The organism is Actinomycetospora sp. (genome assembly GCF_055612215.1).
This window is the reverse complement of sequence record NZ_JBVPVA010000931.1, coordinates 1-3,531: the sequence shown is the minus strand read 5'-3', so window position 1 is coordinate 3,531 and position 3,531 is coordinate 1. Positions and strand designations below refer to the sequence as shown.

4 protein-coding genes are annotated in these 3,531 nt (G+C 74.9%); all 4 read right to left on the bottom strand.

Annotated features, from left to right (window positions below):
* Positions 1–616, bottom strand: a 616-nt coding sequence (locus AC0CYZ_RS25400) for a hypothetical protein (protein WP_472220508.1), incomplete at its 3' end; no start/stop codon positions are given.
* A 56-nt stretch (positions 617–672) separates the two neighbouring features.
* Positions 673–1,533, bottom strand: coding sequence for a S49 family peptidase (locus tag AC0CYZ_RS25395; protein ID WP_472220510.1), 861 nt, complete (start codon positions 1,531–1,533; stop codon positions 673–675).
* Between the two features lie 98 nt (positions 1,534–1,631).
* Positions 1,632–2,837 carry a sensor histidine kinase gene (locus AC0CYZ_RS25390; protein WP_472220506.1) on the bottom strand — a complete coding sequence of 402 codons (1,206 nt, stop codon included), beginning with the start codon at positions 2,835–2,837 and terminating at the stop codon, positions 1,632–1,634.
* A gap of 97 nt (positions 2,838–2,934) precedes the next feature.
* The coding region (locus AC0CYZ_RS25385) for a zinc finger domain-containing protein (RefSeq protein WP_472220504.1) at positions 2,935–3,531 on the bottom strand (597 nt) is incomplete at its 5' end.

Below are 3,531 nucleotides of genomic sequence, written 5' to 3'. Positions count from 1 at the left end.
GGACCCCCGCGGGTCGGGCGGGCGCGGCACCGCCCGGCGCGCCCGGCCCGGTCGGCGCCGCGGCCGGCGGGGGTGGCCCCGCGCCCGCCCCGGTGACCCCGCGCGCGGCCGCGGCGGTCTCGATCAGGTAGGTCCGGTAGGCCTCGCGGGCGGCGGCCTGCTCGGCAGCGGCGGCACGGAAGCCGGCGAACCCGTCGGCGGGAGCGCCGGCGACCAGGGCGCGGAGCTCGCCGAGCAGGGGCGGCGCGTCGAGCGCGGGCAGCACCGGCGGCCGGGGCGGCCCGACCGCGGCCTGCACCCGCAACAGCGCGGCCCGCATCCCGTCGACCCCGCGGGCCTGCCCGGACACCGTCCGGGCGAGCTCCTCCATCCGCGTGGCGAGCACGTCCGTGCGGCCGCCCGCGGCGTCCGCGTCGGCGCCGACCCAGCCCTCTGCGACCCCGCGCTGGGCGCTACGCAGCCGGTCGGCGGCCGTCCGCAGCTCGTCGGCGCGGGCCAGGTGGCGGTCGCGGGCCGCGGCGAGCGCCTCGGGGCTCGCGCCGTCGCGGGTCCACCGGTGGATCTGCTCGTGCGTCAGCCCGGAGACGTCGCGTCCGTCCCAGCCGACCGCCGCCACCCACGCCCCCTCTCCGCGAGTCGTCGAGGATAGGCGTCCACCGCCGGCCTGCGCCCCTACAACCCGAAGCGGCTCCAGTGCGCCCGGTGCTCGAGCCACTCGAGGGCCCCGACGACCATCGCGGCCGGGTCGGGCGCCGACACCCCGAGCCCGGGCACGGCGGCGGCGACCCCGACGCCGAGCCGCGCCAGCAGCGGCTTGCGGGGCTCGACGCCCACCGGCTCGGCGTCGGGGAACCGCTGGGTGAGCACCTCGCGGGCGGTCCCGATGCCGTCGATCAGCCCGAGCTCGAGGGCCCGCCGCCCGGTCCAGACCTCGCCGGTGAACAGGTCGGCGGACTCGTCGAGCGCGGTGCCCCGCCGGGACCGCACCCACTCGATGAACAGCTGGTGCAGCTCGCCCTGCATGCCGAGCAGCCACTCGACGTCCTCGGGCTTCTCCGGCTGGAACGGGTCGAGCCGCGCCTTGTTCTCGCCCGCGGTGTGCAGGCGGCGCTCGATGCCGAACCGCTCGATCAGCCCGGTCAGCCCGAAGCCGCCGCTCACGACGCCGATCGAGCCGACCAGCGACGTCGGGCACGCGAAGATCTCGTCGGCCGCGCAGGCGAGCCAGTAGCCGCCCGACGCGGCGACGTCCTCGCAGAAGGCCAGCACCGGCAGCTCGTGCTCGGCGGCGAGCCCGCGGATGCGGTCGGCGACCAGCTGCGACTGCGTCGGCGACCCCCCGGGCGAGTTGATGACCAGGGCGACCGCGACGGCGTTCTCCGCCTCGAACGCCCGCGTCAGCGCGGACTCGACGGCCTGCAGGTTGATCAGCGCGCGCGGGACCGGTCCGGAGGCCGCGGCGATGACGCCGTTCAGGCGCACGACGCTCACGGTGCCGCCACCGACCTTGGACGCGAGCACGCCGGGCAGCACCGACGAGACCGCCGGCGGGAGCTTGAGGGCCGAGGGGAGCTTCAGGGGCACGACGTCGAGTTTGCCCTACGGGCGTGTGCGTGCCCCATCGGTCGTCGTCAGACGCGAACGCCGGCCCGGAACTTCGGCACCCGCAGGCTGATCTTCGTGCCCGCGCCCCGCTCGGTCTCCACCACGAGGCCGTAGTCCGGTCCGAACGCCGAGCGCATGCGGTCGTCGACGTTGCCCAGCCCGACGTGGGCGCCCGAGAGGTGGGCGTCGCGGTTGTCCTCGCGCAGTGCCTGCGGGTCCATGCCCACGCCGTTGTCCTCGACGGTGATGAGGCACTCGCTGGCGGAGTCCTCGGCGGTGAGCGTCACCGTCCCGCCCTCCACCTTGCCCGCCAGCCCGTGGCGCACCGCGTTCTCCACCAGCGGCTGCAGCGCGAGGAAGGGCAGCACCACCGAGAGCACCTCCGGCGCGACCTGCACCTTCACCGCGAGCCGGTTGCCGAACCGGGCGCGCTCGAGCATGAGGTAGCGGTCGATGTTCTTGAGCTCCTCGGCGAGCGTCGTGTACTCCCCGGCCTGCCGGAACGAGTAGCGCGTGAAGTCCGCGAACTCCATGAGCAGCTCGCGGGCCCGCTCGGGGTCGGTCCGGATGAACGAGGCGACGGTGTTCAGCGCGTTGTAGATGAAGTGCGGCGAGATCTGGGCGCGCAGCGCGCGGACCTCGGCCCGGTTCAGCCGGTCGCGGGAGTCGTCGAGGTCGGCGAGCTCGAGCTGGCTGGACACGTAGCGCGCGACCTCGGCCGACGCCCGCAGCAGCACCGGCCCGGGCGTCTCGGCGCTGACCGCGGCGAGGGTCCCGACGACGTTGCCGTCCACCTCGAGCGGGACCACGACGATCCCCTTGACCGGGCACCGGTCCGAGCCGCACTCGATGTCCTTGCGGCTGGCCATCTGCTGCCGGCCGGTCTTCATGACCTTCTCGGCGTAGAAGCGCACGTCGAGGTTGTGGTGCTCGGCATCGCCGTCCCAGGCCAGCGGCACGCAGTCGGCCGCGGTCATGGAGAGCGCCTCGGTGTCGAGCAGCGTGCGCAGGTACGGCACCGCGAACTGCGCCGAGGACTCCGACAGGCCCTCGCGCAGCGCCGGGGCGGCCAGGGAGACGGTGTGCAGCGTCGAGAACGTCGCCCGCTCGAGGGGCGAGGCGAACGCGTGGCGGCGCCGCAGCCGTCGGTAGACCAGCAGCCCGGCCGCGACCAGGACGACGACCGCGACGAGGACGACGTAGAGCGTCGGGTCGGTCAACCAGCCGGGCACGTCGCCATCGTCCGACAGCGTGCCCCGTCGTAGCAACGCGGCACACGACGAGGCACCTCCGTGATCGCCCGTTCGGCGGTGTTGCGCCCCTGGTCGGTCACTTGACCAGGCGTGACAGTCGCCGGTCGGCGAGGGGTTTGCCGCCCGTCTGGCAGGTGGCGCAGTACTGGAAGGACCGTTCGGCGTAGGAGACCTCGCGAACCACGTCCCCGCAGACGGGGCACGGCAGCCCGGTCCGGGCGTGGACCCGCATCCCCGACCGCTTCTCGCCCTTGAGCAGGGCGGCGTCCTGCCCGACCGCGCGGTCGACGGCGTCGGTCAGCACCGAGATCATCGCGGCGTGCAGCCGGTCGACCGCCTCGTCGTCGAGCTTCGCCGAGGACGCGAACGGGGACAGCCGCGCGACGTGGAGGATCTCGTCGGAGTAGGCGTTGCCGATCCCGGCGAGCGTCCGCTGATCGGTGAGCAGCGTCTTGAGCCGCGCCGAGGAGCCCGCCAGCAGCTCCGCGAGCTGTGCCCGGGAGAGCGTAAGGGCGTCGGGGCCGAGGGCGGCGATCCCCGGCACCGTCGCCGGGTCCGTCACGACGTAGACCGCGAGCCGCTTCTGCGTGCCGGCCTCGGTCAGGTCGAAGCCCGGCCCGCCGACGGTCTCGAGGTGCACCCGCAGCTCGAGCGGGCCCTTGCCCGGCTTCGG